At 69.5% G+C, this 17874-nt stretch carries 13 protein-coding genes and 1 pseudogene; 11 read left to right on the top strand and 3 right to left on the bottom strand.

Going from position 1 to position 17874, the window contains the following annotated elements:
• Nucleotides 1-132 precede the first annotated feature (132 nt).
• The 7 genes from IEY94_RS00730 to IEY94_RS00700 all read left to right on the top strand — a co-directional run bounded on the left by IEY94_RS00730 (nt 133) and on the right by IEY94_RS00700 (nt 10698).
• Nucleotides 133-1191, top strand: coding sequence for a M23 family metallopeptidase (locus tag IEY94_RS00730; protein WP_189168033.1), 1059 nt, complete (start codon nt 133-135; stop codon nt 1189-1191).
• 127 nt (nt 1192-1318) lie between these two features.
• Complete coding sequence (locus IEY94_RS00725; protein WP_306341586.1) at nt 1319-2122, top strand: TnsA-like heteromeric transposase endonuclease subunit; 804 nt, start codon at nt 1319-1321, stop codon at nt 2120-2122.
• A complete protein-coding gene (locus IEY94_RS00720) occupies nt 2119-4254 on the top strand; it encodes a hypothetical protein (protein WP_229783213.1) in 2136 nt (711 codons plus the stop codon). The genes IEY94_RS00725 and IEY94_RS00720 overlap by 4 nt, the downstream gene beginning before the upstream one ends.
• Nucleotides 4251-5345 (top strand): AAA family ATPase, encoded by a 1095-nt coding sequence (locus IEY94_RS00715; protein ID WP_229783212.1) that lies wholly within the window; start codon nt 4251-4253, stop codon nt 5343-5345. Before IEY94_RS00720 ends, IEY94_RS00715 begins: the two co-directional genes overlap by 4 nt.
• An 11-nt stretch (nt 5346-5356) precedes the next feature.
• Entirely contained in the window at nt 5357-7564 is a 2208-nt protein-coding gene (locus IEY94_RS00710) for a TniQ family protein (RefSeq protein ID WP_189168032.1), read from the top strand.
• A gap of 172 nt (nt 7565-7736) precedes the next feature.
• Nucleotides 7737-10136 (top strand): TOTE conflict system archaeo-eukaryotic primase domain-containing protein, encoded by a 2400-nt coding sequence (locus IEY94_RS00705; protein ID WP_189168031.1) that lies wholly within the window; start codon nt 7737-7739, stop codon nt 10134-10136.
• Nucleotides 10137-10140: 4 nt separating this feature from the next.
• On the top strand, nt 10141-10698 hold the full coding sequence (locus tag IEY94_RS00700) for a M23 family metallopeptidase (RefSeq protein WP_189168030.1): 558 nt from the start codon (nt 10141-10143) through the stop codon (nt 10696-10698).
• Between the two features lie 405 nt (nt 10699-11103).
• Here IEY94_RS00700 and IEY94_RS23225 read toward each other — a convergent pair.
• The 3 genes and pseudogenes from IEY94_RS23225 to IEY94_RS00685 all read right to left on the bottom strand — a co-directional run.
• Nucleotides 11104-11361 (bottom strand): annotated as a pseudogene (locus tag IEY94_RS23225) (tRNA-dihydrouridine synthase); the annotation flags it as partial.
• 122 nt (nt 11362-11483) lie between these two features.
• Entirely contained in the window at nt 11484-11876 is a 393-nt protein-coding gene (locus IEY94_RS00690; RefSeq protein ID WP_189168028.1) for a DUF5615 family PIN-like protein, read from the bottom strand.
• Nucleotides 11834-12283 carry a hypothetical protein gene (locus IEY94_RS00685; protein ID WP_189168027.1) on the bottom strand — a complete coding sequence of 150 codons (450 nt, stop codon included), beginning with the start codon at nt 12281-12283 and terminating at the stop codon, nt 11834-11836. The genes IEY94_RS00690 and IEY94_RS00685 overlap by 43 nt, the downstream gene beginning before the upstream one ends.
• A gap of 100 nt (nt 12284-12383) precedes the next feature.
• Between IEY94_RS00685 and IEY94_RS00680 the strand changes: the two genes are divergently transcribed.
• From IEY94_RS00680 to IEY94_RS00665, 4 genes are all read left to right on the top strand, one after another.
• Nucleotides 12384-12779, top strand: coding sequence for a hypothetical protein (locus tag IEY94_RS00680; RefSeq protein ID WP_189168026.1), 396 nt, complete (start codon nt 12384-12386; stop codon nt 12777-12779).
• 183 nt (nt 12780-12962) lie between these two features.
• On the top strand, nt 12963-16019 hold the full coding sequence (locus IEY94_RS00675) for a S8 family serine peptidase (RefSeq protein ID WP_189168025.1): 3057 nt from the start codon (nt 12963-12965) through the stop codon (nt 16017-16019).
• Entirely contained in the window at nt 16007-16486 is a 480-nt protein-coding gene (locus tag IEY94_RS00670) for a GNAT family N-acetyltransferase (protein ID WP_189168024.1), read from the top strand. Before IEY94_RS00675 ends, IEY94_RS00670 begins: the two co-directional genes overlap by 13 nt.
• 118 nt (nt 16487-16604) lie before the next feature.
• Nucleotides 16605-17867, top strand: coding sequence for a beta propeller repeat protein (locus IEY94_RS00665; protein ID WP_189168023.1), 1263 nt, complete (start codon nt 16605-16607; stop codon nt 17865-17867).
• The last annotated feature ends 7 nt before the right edge of the window (nt 17868-17874 follow it).

Raw genomic sequence — 17874 nt, 5'->3', positions numbered from 1 at the left:
TCCATGAGGCCATGCAGCTTAGGGTGTTCCGGCCGGCGACTCGGAGGCGACGAACGCAATTAAGTTGCTTAGTCAACAATGCATGGGGGGTAAAGCGATGGCCGGGATTTGGAAGTCCGACAGGCTGCTGCGATGAATGTGCGACTTGCCGCGCTTGTGGCCGCAGCATCGCCGATTTTCCTCATCCTCGGAGCCGCCATGACCGCCGCGGCCAGCGGCGCCCTCGACCTCGACCCCGGTAGCACCGCCTGCCTACCCGCCGGCGGCGCCACCCAACCCGGCGGCGCAGGACCAAGCCCCGTCAACCTGACCGCCATCCAACGCGGCAACGCACGCATCATCTACATCGTCGGCACCCGACTCGGCCTGCCCCACCGCGGCGGCGTGGTAGCAATCGCCACCGCCCTACAGGAATCAACCCTGCGCAACCTCACCGTCGCCGTCGACCACGACAGCCTCGGACTGTTCCAGCAACGCCCGAGCCAAGGATGGGGAACACCAGCCCAACTCGTAGACCCGGTCTACGCCTCCACCGCGTTCTACCAACGACTCATCCAGGTGCCCGCCTGGGAGCACCTCACCATCACCCAGGCCGCCCAAGCAGTGCAACGCTCTGCCTTCCCCGACGCCTACGCCAAATGGGAACCCCTAGCCGCCCAACTCGCCTCCGATGTAGGTTCCAAGCTAGGTCGAGCACCAGGGTCGGATTCCGAGCACTGTCTGAGCAGTCCGAGCAATTCTGGTTGGCTGCAGCCGGTTTCGGCGCCGATCGTATCGGGTTTCCGTACGGCGGATAGGCCGGACCACAATGGTGTTGACCTCGGGGCCGCGCGTGGTACACCGATTCGTGCGGCTGCGGCTGGCACCGTGTCGGTGGCGACTTGCGAGGTTGTGCCGGCGTCGTGGGGTTGCAACCGCGACGGCGGAATGTCCATTGGTGGGTGCGGCTGGTATATCGATCTGGTGAGTGCCGGTGAAGTGGTGACCCGGTACTGCCACATGTTGACCCGTCCGGCGGTCGGTGAGGGCCAGCGGGTGGCCGCGGGTCAGGTGCTGGGTGTGGTCGGTTCGTCGGGTAACGCTTCTGGCCCGCACTTGCACTATGAAGTGCATCTGCGGGGTGGGCGTGGCAGCGATTCCGCCGTCGATCCGATTGTCTTCATGCGCCAGCACGGGGCGCCGTTGAACTAGCCGGGAGCCGAAATCCCTGTTGAAGCGGACTCACAGCCCCTGGTCCTGGGTGACATGCGGCCGTGGTGGTCTATCTAAACTGGAATCGGATTCCGACGCCAACGGCGTGTCGCACCCGGTGCGGTCGATGGGCTACTGGTCGAATGTGGTCGTGGTCATGGCCGTTGTTGGCGAGCGTGGGGCCTCTGGCGCTGCCGGCGGTCTGCGGTCTGGGGTGCTCGAGGCTGTGGTGCGGGTGCGTGATGCTCGTGCCGTTGTGCGGGAGCTGCCTGCTGGGGAGGTACGGGCGGCGTTCTTCGCCGGGTGTGTGCCGTGGCGGCGTGCCAGGTCGAGGCGGGGCCAGCGGCATTTGCCGGGCGAGTATTGGTCGGCGACCACCGGTGGGCATGTGCCGTATGAGAGCCAGTTGGAGCTGGACCGGCTGCTGATGGCTGACTTTGACCGCGATGTTGTTGACGTCGTGGCGCAGCCGTGTGAGGTGACGGCGGTGGTGGATGGTCGTCGGCGGCGGCATGTGCCAGATTTCCTGCTGGTTACTGCCGCTGGGCTGGCGACGGTGGTGAATGTGAAGCCTGCGGAGCGGCTGGCGAAGTCGTTGGTGGCGCAAGCGTTGGAGTGGCCGCGTCAGGTGTTCACGGCGGCGGGGTTCGGCTACGAGATCTGGTCGGGCTGTGATCTGGTCCGGTTGGAGAATGTGCGGTTTCTGGCCGGCTACCGCAGGCCGTGGATCGCCGACGACGACGCTCTGCGGCGCGTGCGTAGGGCGGTCGGCGAGGGTGCGTCGCTGGACGCGGTTGAGCGGGCACTGGCGGCGGGCGGTCAGGGGTGGTCGGTCCGCCCGTTGGTGTTGGCCGCTTTGTGGCGGCATCAGGTGCTGACGGATCTGGGTAGGCCGTTGTCCGGCGCGTCGGTATTGAGGCGGTCGGTTTGAGTGGCGATGCCGCCCGGGCCGAGGTGGCGGTCGGTGTTCGGCTGTGGCATGACGGTGTCCGGTTCACGGTGGTGGAGATCGCGGCCGGTCGGGTTGTGCTCCTGGCCGAGGATGGCACCGGCCGGCAGGTCGACCTTGGGTGGCTGATGTCCCAGCCGGCGACCCGCTTCGAGGGCTCGGTCGATGCTGACGGCGCGGCGGGCGCGCGGGTGATGACGGCGTCTGGGATTGTGCTTGGTTCGCTGGGCGAGGAGCAGACGGTCGGGTTGAACGACCTCGCCGCGCATATGCGGGAAGTGTTGACCGGGTTCCGGCACGGGTGTGTGGAGTTGGCGTGCGAGGGCGAGCCGCGGCCGGCGTACCTGCCGAAGCTACCGCTGTTGGCCCGATATGAGGCCAAGGCTGCTGAGCTGGGGGTGGGCGTCAGTACGCTGCGCCGCTGGTTGGCGGAGTTCCGGGTGGCTGGGCCGGTGGGGCTTGTCGCGGCGGGTACGGGCACGGGTGGCCGCCCGTTGGGCGTGGCGGATCCGAGGTGGGTGCAGGCGTGCCGGGACGTGCTGGGTGAGCATGTGGAGGCCAGTCGTCCGACGCGGGCATGGATTATGAACCTGGTCGAGCAGCGACTGGAACAAGAGCATGGCGTTGGTGCGGTACCGGTCCCGGCGCGTAGTAGCGCGTACGCGCACCTGGCTGAGCTGACTCGTGGCAGCAACGCGTTCACCGGGTCGACGAAGGGCAAGAGGTCCATCGCCGCGCGCCCGAAGGGTGTGTACGGCAGGCTACGCGCGACGAGGCCAGGCGAATATCTGCTGCTGGACACCACCCGACTGGATGTGTTCGCGATGGAGTCGTTGACGTGCCGGTGGGTGCAGGTGGAGTTGACCGCCGCGATGGACCTTTACACCCGGTGCATCACTGGATTGCGGCTGACGCCGGTGTCCACGAAGGCCGCCGATGTGGCTGGTGTTCTGTATGAGTCGCTGCGGCCAGATCATGGCGGCCAAGCCGGCGGGGTGAGGCTGCCCTACCACGGGGTACCCGAAACGGTCCTGGTCGACGCGGCGAAGGTGACCGACGCGCATGGACGCCGAATACTGCCATCAGTGGCGGCGGAGGCCATCGTCTACGACCACGGCGCCGTATACCTGTCGAACCAGGTACGCAGCGCCTGCGCGAAGCTCGGCGTGTCGTTGCAGCCGGCCCGTCCGGCGACGCCGACGGATAAGTCTCCGCTGGAGCGGTGGTTCCGCAGCCTTGGTGAAGGTCTGCTGGTGGCGCTGCCTGGCTACAAGGGTCCGGACATCCACAGTCGTGGTCGGGATGTGGAGGCGCAGGCGTTCTACTTCATCGACGAGTTGGAGGCCATCGTCCGGGAGTGGATCACCGATGTGTATCACCTGCGTGCGCATTCTGGCCTGCGGGTGCCGCAGATTCCGGGCCTTCGACTGAGCCCGTTGGACATGTACAGCCACGGGGTGGCCCGCGCCGGGCACATCAGCGTCCCGTGCCGCCTGGATCTTGTCTACGACTTCCTGCAGGTGCGGTGGACCCGCCTACAGCATTACGGGGTGGACATCGACCGGATGCGCTACGACGGGCCGGTGTTGGTGAAGTACCGCAACACGACCAGTCCGTTCACCGGCGCGCACGCCGGCCGATGGCCGTTCGCCGTGGATCCGCATGACGTGCGCAGAGTGTTCTTCCAAGACCCGGCCGACGGGGTGTGGCACACGCTGTGGTGGGAGCACGCTGCGGGGCTGCGGATGCCGTTCAGCGCTGAGGCCGCCGCCTACGCCAAGAGCCTGGCCGTACGACGCGACGGCTTCGTGGACGTCTCCCGGGCCGTACGCCAGTTGCTGGCGCGCTGGGCCGCTGACGGACCGGCGGACAAGGTCGAACGACGGATGGCGTTGCGGCATGCCCAGCCGGACCTGCACCTGATCGACCCCGTCGACTCGGCGCCGATCAGCGGCGACTTAACCGACGCGCTAACCGTCGAAGGGTCAACACCCAAAGCGGTGGTGGTGCCGGCGCCTCGGCGACCCGCCGATGAGCACCGCGACGACAGCGCCGACAATCCGACGGCCGTCGAGCCTACCCAGTTCTACGCCGATGTGATGGACAGCCTGTGACCACGCCGACAGCCAGTCAGGACCGCCGATACACGCTGACGCGGCTAGCCGGATGGTCGCGGATGGTCAACACGCCGCCACGTACCGCGCCGCAGACCCTAACCCGTACCGCCTTGGCTCAACTTTCGGCGCCGGCGCGGGTCGAGTACGACGACGCGCGGGCAGTGTGGCACGCCAATCTCGGCCCGATCCGCACTCCGCAGTTGCTTCGGTTACACGAGGGCCTGGCCGAAGTGGTGGAAGCGAATCGGCAAGACGGTGACCGCAACAAACCCGCCGCCCTGGTTGACGCCTATCCCGGGTTAGGTAAGACCACGGCGGTCCTCGACTACGCCCGCGACTATCACCGCCGCAACGTCGCCGTCGGCGGCGAGGTCACCAACGACGGCGACACCCGCGTGCCCGCGGCCTACCTGGCACTGACCGGGAACACGCAGGTCAAGGGCCTCAACGCCGCGATCTGCCGGTTTTACGGCCTACCGGCCAACGGCACCGCCGACGACCTGGCCGCCCGCGCCGTCGACGCGGTCCTCACCCTCGACACCACCATGATCATCATTGATGATATCCACTTCCTGGATGTCGGTCGGCGCGACGCCCGATCGATGGCCAACCACCTGAAATTCCTGGCCAACGCGTTCCCCGTCACCTTCGTCTACATCGGTGTTGGTGTGGCCGCGCGCGGGATTCTGCGAGAGGGACTGTCACCGGCTGAGGCGTTGTACGCGCAGATCAGCCGGCGTACCACGACGCTGCCGCTCACGCCGTTCCTGGCCGCCACTGACGCTGATCGCCGACAGTGGCGGCGGCTGCTGCTGACGATCGAGCAGAAGCTGGTGCTGGCCGACAAGTACCCGGGAATGGTCGCCGACGACCTGTGCGACTACCTGTACGCGCGCAGCACGGGCCATTTCGCGTCACTGATGACGCTGATCACCCGTGGCTGCCGACGCGCCATCACCACCGGCGCCGAACGCCTCACCTGCGATCTGCTCGACCAAGTCGCCAACGACGCCGCCGCGGAGGAGGCGAGGGTCGGGTTGGCCGCGGCGATCGAGTCCGGGACGGTAACCGCGCGGCCGGGCCGATGAGACCATCGCGGTTGCCGATCACGGTGGCGCCCATCGAGGGCGAGGCTATCGACAGCTGGATCGAGGCGTATGCCCACCGGCTGCGTACCTGCTCTCGTGGACTACTTGACCACCTCGGGCTGGCGCGAAGCCAACCAGGCCGGATGCTCACCGGCCTCACCGGCGAGGAGACCACCGCGTTGACCGCGGCTACAGGAACACCTGACAGTGTCCTGGCGGCGATGACACTGCGCCGCTTCGACGGCGTCGCGGTGACGATCAACGCCCAGCGGCGGGTCCTCGAGCATCCACCGGCGTGGCGGCGGCACGCCGGAAGCCGCTACTGCCCGCGATGCCTGCGCGATGGTGGGCGCTGGCAGTTAGCTTGGCGGCTTCCGTGGACCGCGTGCTGCCCGCACCACCACCGCATCCTGGCCGAACAATGTCCGGCCTGCCTGCGCCGAGTGCGGCCCGACCGTCCAGGACACCGCGGCCGGCCCAGTGTGCCCGGCACCTGCACTGCCGCGCCGGCCGGTACCGGAGCGGGCGGTCACCACACCCCGGTCTGCGGTCAGCGGCTCGACGAGGTCGACACCGTTGTACTCAGACCCGACGGTTCCACTATCGCCGCGGCCGGTCGTGTGACGGAACTCATCGACACCTCGGCCGCAGGCGAAGAGACGGGCCGAGACGCCTTGGCCGACATATTCAAGCTGGCCACACGCGCACTATCCGCGGTTAACCACTCCGGCCTCAGCAGGCCCGCGATCGTCGAAGGCATCCTCGCCGACTGCGGGGGCGTCGTGCCCGCACCGTACGCCTCACTCGGCCCAGTCGCCGCCCACACCGTCGCGGTCTCCACCGCGGTCGCGGTCGCCGCGCACACTGCTGGACCAGTCGGAGATGAGGTGCTGGCATGGCTGCTGAACGCCAGTGGCCGGCAGCAGCCGCACAGTGTCCTGAGGCCGTGGCTGCGCTGCCAACCGCCGTTGGTCCGGCGGGTGCTGGCCGTATGCGACCCGACCCTGCGTGCCTATCATCGCCTCGCCTACCGGTCCAGCACGGCGAATCCCAGCCCACGCGACACCGGCACGGATGAGCTGGTCCACCGAGCCGCGGCATTGCCCGCGCTGATGTGGCCGACCTGGACCGCTGCGCTTCTACCGGTTGGACAAGACCGATCCGGTGCTACACGCGGCGCCCGCGCAGCACTGGCAGCGCTGACACTGGTGCCCGGCAGCCGTGTCAGCACTACCCAAGCCATGCGCATGCTCGGCGCCCCGGCAGCCCCCAACGCGATAAGTAGCTACCTGGCCCGGCTCACCGAAACCCAGCATCGGATCACCATCGACTGGCTCGCCGAACTCGCGGACCTACTCGACACCGACGGATCCGCCATCGACTACCGGCGTCGACGCGCCCTGTTCAGCACCGGTGCCACAGTCGACCGCGGCGCATACGCCGAACTGGCTTCCCAACTCGGTTGGCCCACGCCCAGCCGGCTGCAGCTGCGAATCCTCGACCAGCACCTGACCGTGCTGCTCACCGGAGCGCCCCCTTGCGGCATCAATATCTATGACGGGTTCAACCCACTCACCGTCGCGCTACCCACCGCACTCCAACGGTTCTTGGACCAGCAATCACGCCACTGCCTCGACACTCACCACATCTCCGAACCCTGCACGTGGGCACCCAACCTGCCAACGCATCGACCTCCGCTCGGGATCGACTACCGCCTCGTCGACATCGCCCACCTCGCCGACCAGATCACGGCGCACCTGGACGCCGGTCGCCCGCTCGCCCGGATCACCGACGCCACCGGCATACCACCCGGGCACATAAAACTCCTCGCCGAGAGCACCGAGGTAACCGCGCCAGCGCGATGGTGGAACCGGCTCGCCGACGACCCAGACCACGACACCCTGCTCGACCCCAACCGGCTGCGCTGCCTCTACTACGACCAAGAACTGCCGTTACGGGACATCGCACTACGCTGCCTGGCCGACCAAACGACAGTCCGAGCGGCGATGACCGCCGCCGGAATCCACCAAAGCCCCAGCCGGCCGCGCAAGGCGAATATCAGCCGCGAATGGTTCGACCAACACTTCATCGGCAGCGGCAAAACTGTGCGACAAGCGGCGCGAGCAGCCGGCTGCAGTGCCACCACCCTGCGTACCTATGCCAAGTCCTACGGGATCGCACTGGGCGAATCGGCGTCCGACAGGGGTGCGCCGGCTTGATCATTGTCCTCACAGGCGATCGTCTGAACGTAACGGCGGCCGGAACGCAGTTCCTCAACCCCGCCCGCCAAGCCCTTCGACACCTCGATCAAGATGGCGACGACCAACGCCGGCACGCTGACACGACAGGCCAATCGTCCGCTGCACCTATCGACAGTGCAGGATGAATCACATGGGCGGCACCCATGACACTCACCAGCAGCTCAGCCAGGCACTGGCCGAGATCGACCAGCTGCGCGCCGAGAACCGTGATCTACGCGCCGAGGTGGATCGACTCCGACGCACGCTCGGCCAGCCCACCGCGCCAGATGTCCCGGTCTGCTCGAACGCCGGCGCCTCGGCCGCCCCACACCTGGCCGTGGGTGCTCTGCCGTGCGCTGATCGCGGCTCGCCACCGGAGATGAAGATCGCCCTATTCCGAGCGTTGTTCGCCGGCCGTAACGACGTGTACGCGACACGCTGGGTGTCGACCCGCACCGGGAAGAAGGGCTGGAGCCCTGCGGAAGCTGACCCCTGGGCCAAACGCGACGACGCCGACCGGGTCTTCCTGCCGCTCACCGACGCGGTCATCGACCGGCACCTGCGCGGCAGCGACGACCCCCGCCAAGACCTGCACATCGGCCTGTATCCGATGCTGCCCGACGACACCTGCCAACTGCTGGCCGTCGACTTCGATAGCAGGACGTGGGCCGAAGACGCCGCCGCCTACGCCGCGACCTGCGCTGACGTTGGCATCCCCACAGCGGTGGAAATCTCCCGGTCCGGCGACGGCGCCCACGTGTGGACATTCTTCACCGCCCCCGTCGCGGCGGCCACCGCCCGGGCACTCGGATTCGCGCTACTACGCCAGACCATCGCCGGCCGCGCGCAGATGGGCTTGGCCAGCTACGACAGGTTCTTCCCCGCCCAAGATTTCCTGCCCACCCGGTCTAAAGGCCCAGCCCGGTTCGGCAACCTCATCGCCCTGCCGCTTCAAGGAACCCGGCGGCGGGACAACCAGACCGTGTTCTGCGACCCCGTCACATGGCAGCCCCACCCAGACCAGTTCGCCTACCTGTCCAGCATCGAGCGAATGACCCCGGCCGACGTGGTCAAACTCGCCGACGAGTACGGCGACATCGACATCGGCCACACCACCACCGGCGCCGTCGCCCCACCGCCTCTAGCCAAGGGCGTTAAACGACCCAAGAAGCTACGAGCCCGCGCCGACGCCACGATCAACATCCCGACCGGGCGACTCGCCCCCGACATGATCGCAGCCCTCAAACACGCCGCCTCGCTGCACAACCCTGAGTTCTACCGGCGGCAGAACCAGCGATTCTCCACCTACGGAACCCCGCGGTTCGTCCACTGCTACACCGACGACAACAAACACCTGCACCTGCCCCGCGGCCTCGCCGACAAAGCCATCCGCCTATTCGCGACCGCCGGAACCCGCATCACCATCACCACCACCCTGCCCGAACACCCGCCCATCACCGCCACCTTCGTCGGCGCGCTCAACCCCACGCAAGACGAAGCCGTCGACGCGATGGCCGCCCACACAACCGGTGTTCTCGTCGCCCCGCCCGGTACCGGGAAGACCGTCATGGCCTGCGCGTTGATCGCCCATCACAAACAGCCCACCGCCATCCTGGTCAACAAAGCCGAACTGCTCACCCAATGGCGTGAACGCCTCACCACATTCCTGGACCTCGGCGACGCCACGATCGGGCACCTCGGCGGCGGCAAAGACAAACGCGGTGGCACCGTCGACCTGATCATGCTGCAGAGCCTCGCCCACCGCGACGCCCCCAACGGCCTCCTCGACCGCTACGGCCTGGTCATCGTTGACGAATGCCACGCAGTCGGCGCCCCCGCCGCTGAAGCCGCCATTCGCAAAGTCGGGGTCCAGCGATGGATCGGGCTCACCGCGACCCCGTTCCGCGCCGACGGGATGGACGACATCATCACCATGCAATGCGGACCGGTACGCCACGAAATCGACGCCGAGCAGCACTTCCCGCACCTACTCGACGTCCACACCACCGACTTCACCACCGACGAACCCGGCACCGACGGCGCATCCATCCAAGCCATCTACGGCGAACTCGCCGCCGACAGCGCCCGAAACGACCTCATCACCGCGCACATCACCGACGCCCACCACCGCGGACGCAACAGCATCGTGCTCACCAACCGCGTCGACCACATCGAAGCCCTCACCCGACGCCTACGCGCCCAAGGCCTGGCACCACTGGAACTCCACGGGAAAATCAGCAAAACCGAACGGACAACCGTCCGGGCCGCTCTCGCCGCCGACAGCGACGAGCCGCTGCTCCTCGTCGCCATCGACAAAGTCGCCGGCGAAGGATTCGACGTGCCACGCCTGGACACGCTGTTCCTGGTCAGCCCCATCTCCTTCAAAGGACTGATCATCCAACGGGTCGGGCGAATCATGCGCAAGACCGCCGCAGGCAAAAGCCACGTCGAGGTCCACGACTACCACGACCGCCACGTACCCCTACTCGACCGCATGCACGGCAAACGCCGCCGCTTCCTCGCCCGCCACCTCGGATTCACCAACGTCTGACCATTTGAGCACCACTGCTCAAGATCAGTCGGAACCTACATCCGACGCCGCAAAATCCATCGGCAGAGACCCCGCCACCGGCGGCTGCCCCGTCATCAACGGCTGGACCGCCCCCGTCAACGCCCCCGTCGTCTCCGCCTTCCGCGGACCCGGCCGCCCCGACCACAACGGCACCGACCTAGGCGCCGCCCGAGGCACACCCATCCGCGCCGCCGCAGCCGGCATCGTCAAAGTCGCCACCTGCCAAACCACCCCCACCAGTTGGGGATGCAACCGCGACGGAAGCCCCAGCATCGGCGGGTGCGGCTGGTACGTCGACATCGCCCACCAAGGCGGCATCATCACCCGCTACTGCCACATGCTCACCCCACCCACCGTCCGAGCCGGCCAAACCGTCACCGCAGGACAGCTACTCGGGATCGTCGGCACCAGCGGGAACTCCTCCGGCCCACACCTACACTTCGAAACCCACCTCGACGGCGACAGCAGCGGCTCGGGCGCGGTAGATCCAGTGGCGTTTATGCGAGCGCAAGGGATCAGGCTTGGCGGAAGCTACCGCTGATCAGCGCGTGGCACAATCCCCGAGGCACGGTGCAATTGCCCGAGAACGCAACAATAATGTGGACGGCTACCTACCCACCTCGATGATCGAGTGAGTCAACCCCCGCCGAGCATTCGCTCATTGGAGGTCGCGCTCGACTTGGCTCCGAAATTTTCGCGGGGCGTGGGCGCAGCGACCCTGCCGCCCCGGTCGGCCGGGTCAACCTGTCCGCGTCGCGACCAGGTTGACACCGCCAGCGCCCGCGCCGGCTGTCGGGCCGCGACCCACGCCCACTTGCATCGCAACCGGCATATGGTCGATGCACAGGACTTCTTTCATCTTCTTGCTGAAAGGTAAGATCCCCTAGAATCAAGGCACTTCTTTACAGATTTGCCCCGATTTCAACTGTTTGCAATTTGCCAACTTCGGGCAGCCGAAGTTGAGGTCGATGTGGTCGGCGAGGTCCTCGTCGACGATCCTACGAACCGCTCTGGCGGTGATGTCGGGGTCGACGCCGTAGAGCTGGAGTGACCGCGGCTTCTCGCTGGCGTCGAACCGGATCATTTTCAGGGTCTTGGGGTTGCGCTCGACCAGGGCGACGGTGGTGACCATCTCGCAGACGTACAGGCCGCCGCCCTGCTCGGCGCAGAGCAGCCGGAACGCCGAGTTGGTGATCCCGGCCATCGGCGCCAGCACCACCGGCGTGGCCAGGGTGTGCGGGCCGAGCTGGAGCGGGGGTAGGACAGCGGTCACCGCGCAAGGATGCCATGCGCTGTCCGGACGACGGTCCGCCGATGTCGGCAGTACTACTCCGGCAACCATATGACGCCGCCGGTGCCCGGGACCCCGCCCGAGATCAACACCGCATGCAGCCCGTCACCGAGTCGCTGAAGTCCGTGACGTGTCCGCGGGAACCTTTTCGCGCGTACGAGAATGAGGCCCCGGTGCGCGGCACCCTGCGACGCCAGCCGGCCGAAATCGCTGACGTTCTCCGTCACCACGCACCGGCGGTGGCGATTCGCCCACGCGAGCACGTCCTCATCCGACCTGGAGGCGAGGCCGACCCCGAGGTCCAGCACCGCGAGCACATCGTGCCCCTTGCCGCGTAGCCGCTCGGCCAGAGCGGGCGGATACATCTCGTCGAGCAGGATGCCGGTCAGGACCGCCGGCGCCGCAGCAGGATCTGCTGGGCTGCCCATAGTTGTTCCTCCCGGTCCGCTACATCCCTGTTGCTAGCGATTCGTTCGTCGACGTCACCCGGGTGGGCCGCGTAGTAACGCAGCGCTGCACTCACCTGTGGGTGACTGAGGCCGGTGACTTCCGCGAGTTCGTCCAGGAGTGAACCCCCGTCCGCGTCGGGGTCCTCCACCTTGATGGCGTTGAGCGCTTCGATGACCTCCCATACGTCAGGCCCGCCGGAGAGCGCCGCCCGACGCCCGGTCGGCCCGGCCCGGAAGACGATGCCGGGATGCTCGTGCATCCGCAGAGCCTCGTCGACAAGCATGTTGGCGACCGACGAGGAGGAGGAGCCCGGGTGTTCCTTGACATATCGGTCGAGCCGCGACAGCACCTCCTCGTCGAAGCGCACGGATCGCGGAGTTGTCATGACTACAGCGTAGTCGCCGGTAGTGACTCCCGTTATAGTACAGCATACTCACTTGTGTTTCGACTTTTGTTTACGAACTCCTCTGGCATAGGATCAACCGGTGGATCAGATCGAGGTCAACGACAAGGTCATGCGCGAACTCACCCTCATCGCACGCGCGGCCGGGATCAGTCACGCCGAGGCGATCGCCCTGCTGATTGAGGAGTTTCACCGCACGTCCAAGCCGGACGCTGAGCGGCAGCGCACGGAGTCCGGCATACCGGTACACGCGGTCTACCAAGGGCAGCGGGTGGACGGGGTCTTCAACGCCACGACCGGTGGGTTGACCGTGACGTCCCCGCCGCTGGCCGGTAGCTGGTTCCGGTCCCCCAGCGGTGCGGCGAAGGCGGTGGTCGCCGCCCTGAAGCCGGGAGTCACACCGAACCGCAGCGGCTACGACTTCTGGTTCGTCGACAGCACCGGCAAGACCCTGGCCTCCGTCCGGAAGGGCCGCTGAAGCAGTGGTAGCCGTTTCTCGACTTCGGGCGCCGGCCGGTTTGCTGCGCCGGAGCATGGCACCCGCGCCCGAGTGACGTCCGGGTGCGCCCCGTTGGCAAGTCATTGACTTGATATCGACAGCCGTGATTGGTTTCCCCCGCAGAGCCCACCCCACTGCGCCTCTCGCGAGGAGTCGATCACCATGGCGATCCCCGGGCGAGCCCTTCGTACCCTCGTCGCGGCGGGCTCGGCCGCCGCGCTCGCGCTGTCCGTCCCCGCGCCCGCCGGCGCCGGCGCCGCCGTCGCCCCGCTGCTCCGGTTGCGCACCGGCGACGTGGCCCTCCCCGCCTCCGACACCCCGCGGCTCGACCGCGCCCCCCGACTCGCCGACGGCGACCGCGGCCTGTTCGTGGTGCAGTACGACGGCCCGGTCGGCGCCGCCGCGCGCGCCGCGCTGGTCCGCCGCGGCATCACCGTCGACGGCTACCTGCCGGACCACGCCTATCTGGTCCGGATGACCGCCGGGCAGGCGGACCGGGTCGCCGCCGGCGCCCGCGTCCGCGCGGTCGTGCGGTTCGCGCCGGAGTGGAAGCGCAGTGCCGCGGCCACGGACGGCGCCCGCCTCTACACCGTGGCGCTCGCCGGCGACGCCGACCCGGCCGCCGTCCGGGCCGCGGCCGCGGCGGCCGGCGCGGTCGCCGCCGGATCGGGGCGCACGCTGCTCGTGGCGGCCACCGGCGCGCAGATCGGGGCGTTGGGGCGCCGCGAGGACGTGACCGGCATCGACGCGTACGCGATGATGCGCACCCGCAACGAGTCGGCCGTCTTCACCACGATGCGGGGCCAGCCGGCGGCGGACCGGGGCTACGACGGGTCGACCCAGATCGCCGCGGTCGCCGATACCGGGTTCGGCACGGGCGTCGCGGCCACCGCCCACCCCGGCGTGCCCGCCGACCGGATCAGGGTCATCCGCGACTGGCCCACCGCGGACATCGCGAACTGCCGCGTCGCCGACCCCGACGGACCCCGCGACGTGGACTCCGGCCACGGTACCCACACGGCCACCTCCGTCGTCGGCGGCGGGGACGCCCGCGGCATCGGCCGGGCCGCCGCCCACCGGGCGCAGCTCGTGTTCCAGGCCGTCCAGGACTGGGTCAAGCCGCTGGGCGCCTGCGCCAACGCCTTCGCGGAGGGGTACCACCTGGGCGGGCTGCCGACCGACATCCGCGCGCTGTTCGCCCAGGCCCACGCCGACGGCGCCCGGGTCCACTCGAACTCCTGGGGCGGCCCCCGCAACGGCGTGTACGAGGACAACGCCGCCGGGGTCGACGACTTCGTCGCCCGGCACCGGGACATGACCATCACGTTCGCGGCCGGCAACGGCGGGCAGGACGCCGACCGCAACGGCGTCGTCGACCCCGACTCCGTCGGCGCGCCCGCGACGGCGAAGAACGCCATCGCCGTCGGCGCCTCCGAGAGCGGCCGCGCGACGTACCCCTGCGACCGGGACCTGACCTACCCCGGCCAGACGGCCAGCGAGAAGCGCTCGTGGGGCGCGGACGGATCGTGCCGGAAGCTCGGCGGCACCATGCCGCTGCCGACCTGGGGCGCCTGGTTCCCGTCGATGGCCCCGGTGCCGCCGCTGAAGGACGACCCGCAGGCCGGCAACCCCGAGCAGATGGCGCCGTTCTCCGGCCGCGGGCCGACCGACGACGGCCGGATCAAGCCCGACCTGGTGGCGCCGGGCACCTGGGTCCTGTCCGGCTACTCCCCGCTGTTCCGGCAGGGGTACGACCCGGCGCCGAACCCGAGGAACAAGGCGTACCAGTCGGACGCGATGGGCTTCCCGTACGACGGCGCGTACAAGTACAACACCGGCACCTCGATGGCCAATCAGCTGGTGGCCGGCGGCGCGACCGTCGTGCGCGACTACTACCTCAAGCGGTACGAGCAGCACGCCTCCGCCGCCCTGGTGAAGGCGACGCTGGTCAACAGCGCCACCGACCTGCTCGACGAGGACGGCGACGGCCGCGACGACAACCGCCACCCGGTACCGAACATCCACGAGGGCTGGGGCCTGGCGAACCTGGACCGGGCGACCGCCGGCACCGCCGTCTGGCTGGACGAGGGCGCGGCGCTGGACACCGGCGCCGTCCGGGAGTACCGGGTCATCGCCCGGCCGGACGTGCCCATGCGGATCACGCTGGCCTGGACGGACCCGGCCGCCAAGGTCAACGCGGCCACCACCCTGGTCGACGACCTCGACCTGGAGGTCACCGGCCCGGACGGCACCCGGCTGGGCAACGTGTTCGCGAGCGGCTGGTCGACGACCGGCGGCAGCGCCGACCGGCGCAACAACCTGGAGAACGTGTACGTGCGGGCGCCGGCCGCCGGCACGTACACGGTGCGGGTCCGCGGCGCCAACGTGCCGCTCGGCCCGCAGACGTATGCCCTGGTCATGGACGGCGTCACCGCCGGCGCGGGCGGCGTCAACCGCAACCCCCGGATCGCCGCCCGGGCCGACCAGCGCTCCACCCTGGCCGTACCGGTGAACCTCCAGATCAGGGCCACCGACCCCGACGGCGACCCGGTCACCGTGACGGCGACGGGCCTGCCGGACGGGCTCGGCCTCGGGGCCGCCAACGGCCTGATCTCCGGTACGCCCACCGGGCCCGGCCGCTTCGCGGTGCGGATCGCCGCCAGCGACGGCCGCGGGGGCGAGGCCGCGATGGTGTTCCGCTGGGACGTCGAGCCCGACACGACCGGCAATCCGGTCGCCAACGCCGGGTTCGAGCAGGGGCGCAGCGGCTGGACCGGCGACCCGGGCGTCATCGTGGCCGGCACCGACCCGCTGCCCCGCAGCGGCGACCGGTACGCCCGCTTCGCCGAGGACAAGAACGCCACCCAGCGGCTCGCGACGACGGTCGCGGTACCGGCGACCGCCGCCGACCCGAAGGTCTACTTCTGGGTACACGTGGCGACCACCGAGATGTCCTCCTTCGACCGCGACACCCTGGTGCTGGACGGCAACGGCACCCGGCTCGCCGGGGTGTCCAACGTCCAGGCCGGGCCCGACTGGCAGTTGGTCGGCGCGGACCTGTCCGGGTTCCGCGGCCGGAGCGTCACGCTGACGTGGACGATGCGGCTGGACAAGGCCCTGCCGACGATGTTCGCCCTGGACGACGTGGCGGTCGTGGCCCGGCCGTCCCGATCCCCCGCGGCCGGCGGATGTGGGAGCATCGCGCGATGCCTGAGGTGACCGTGCGGGACATGACCGGGGACGAGTTCGAGCGGTGGCGCGGCCGGGCCGTACGGCTGTTCGCCGATTCGCAGGTGGCGGCCGGGAGCTGGCCGGCGGACCGGGCACCGGAGTTGGCCGTCGAGGCGAACAACGCGGTGCTGCCGGACGGTTTCACGACCGCCGGAATGCTGTTCCTGCAGGCCGTGCTGCCCGACGGCACGTCCGTCGGTGCGGCGTGGCTGAGCTTGACGCATCCGCGGGGTGTGGCCGACTGCGCCTACCTCTACAACATCGAGATCGACGAGGAGTACCGCGGAGCCGGGTACGGGCGCGCGCTCCTGGCCGCCGTCGAGGACGCCGCCCACGGCCGCGGCATGGCCAGTGTGGAACTCAACGTCTTCGGTACGAACGCCCGGGCGATCCGGCTGTACGAGACGGCCGGCTACCACGTGGTGGCCCAGCAGATGCGCAGGTCACTCGGCTAGCCGGACGCAACGCCGCGGTACGCGCGGGCTCGGGCGTATCCACTGGCGACGGGGGCTGTCCGGAACCCGACAGCGGTCGGGAGCACCCGCGCGGGCGGGGTCCTGCCACCATGTCGGCATGCATCGATTCAGGGCGTACGCCGCTGTTCTCGTCGCCGGTCTCGCGCTGGCCGGCTGCGCGGCCGGGGGCGGGGCCGGCGCGGCGACCGCTGCCGGACCCGGCGGTGTGGGGGCGGCCCCGGCCGACCCGCTCGGCTTCGTGCGGTACCCGAACGCCGTGGGCTGGCCGGCGGTCGGCGACTGGGTCCCGCAGGGGCGGGGGCTGACCCTGCTGCTGCCGGTCGGCGGCTGCGCCCGCGGAATCGGCGGCTACCAGAACGGCTACCGGGAGGTCAACGCGAACTGGGTCGGCGACGGCTCCTGCACCCGCCTGCGCCTCGACCCCGCGCCGACCGGCGGGCCGGGCGGCATCCCGGACGGCCCGCCGGGTTCGTCCGGCGGCTGGCGCGGCGGCGGCATCGCGGCCGACGCGGCGGTCGTGGGGCCCGACGGGGCGATCCTGGCGGCCACCGGCTCGGGACTGCGGCGGCACCGCCCCGACGGCACGAGCGAGGAGCTGGCCCGAGCCGACCTGTCCCCGGACGGGCGCAGCACGGTTCGCGGCCTCGTGACGTTCGACCGGGGGAACCGCGTGCTGATCGGCACCAGCACAGTGGTGGCAGGCCAGCGCGGTCCGGTGGTCCTGAGTTCGGACGACGGCGGTCGGACGCTCACCCGGCGGGTCCTTCCCGTGCCGTCCGGGTTCGCCGAGCGGGGGCTGATCTTCCGGCTGGCCGCACACGGCAACGAGGTCGTCGCATTCGGCTGGGGTACCGGCGAGACCCCCGCACAGCGCCGCATCCCGGTCTGGCGGTCCGGCGACGCCGGCCGGACCTGGTCGGCGTCGCTCGTCCGGGACCTGCCGGCGCACCTGATGATCAATGGCCTGGCGCACACCGGCACCCGGTGGGTCGCCGTCGGGGCGGCCGACAACACCCACGCCGATCGGCAGGACACCACCCACGTCCTGACCAGTACGGACGGTCTCAGCTGGACGCCCGCGGCCGCCGCGGTGCCGGGCGTCGGGGCGGCCGACTCGGTGACCGTCGACCGTGCCGGGGGGCTGGTCATCACCGGGGTGGTCGACGACGCCGAGCCGACGGCCCCCGGCGAGCGCACCACCTACTGCGGGGTCGTCTGGACCGGGGACGGGGTCGGGCCCTGGCAGCGGGGCGAACTCGGCTGCGGCGACGCGCCGCCGCGCGCGACCGCGACGCTGGCCGACGGCCGCGTCCTCATCGCCGGCAACCGCGACCTCTGGCTGCGCCCCGCCACCCGGTAGACCCAGC

It is taken from the genome of Pilimelia anulata, assembly GCF_014647895.1.
GTDB classification, from domain to species: Bacteria; Actinomycetota; Actinomycetes; order Mycobacteriales; family Micromonosporaceae; genus Pilimelia; species Pilimelia anulata.
The sequence above is the reverse complement of the archived record's forward strand: the minus strand, read 5'-3'. Positions and strand labels throughout refer to the sequence as shown.